Genomic DNA, 231 nt, shown 5'->3' on the forward strand with positions numbered 1-231 from the left:
CCGGCGATGGTTTGTGATCCGTGTAAGACGTTACTGGTCTGACAGCCGTTAACGATCTGATAGTCTCGCAGAGTGAAATGGTTACCAGCTGGAGTCAGCGAGGTAGCAACAATGGTTACTCTGTTGTTCAGGACACAGAACAGCTCAATATTACCAGCTGCAAGTGTTCCTTTTTATTTCTTGTTTACTTCACTTTCGCCTGATATATCGCAGACATTCTCGTAAATAATA

At 43.7% G+C, this 231-nt stretch carries 1 protein-coding gene; it reads right to left on the reverse strand.

Features of this window, described 5'->3' with window-relative positions:
* Window positions 1–149: AIPR family protein (locus tag HWE04_RS24655; protein WP_446719262.1), on the reverse strand; the 149-nt coding region annotated here is incomplete at its 3' end.
* Window positions 150–231: the final 82 nt, after the last annotated feature.

The organism is Herbaspirillum sp. C7C2, assembly GCF_022627865.1.
Classification (GTDB): domain Bacteria; phylum Pseudomonadota; class Gammaproteobacteria; order Burkholderiales; family Burkholderiaceae_D; genus Herbaspirillum; species Herbaspirillum frisingense.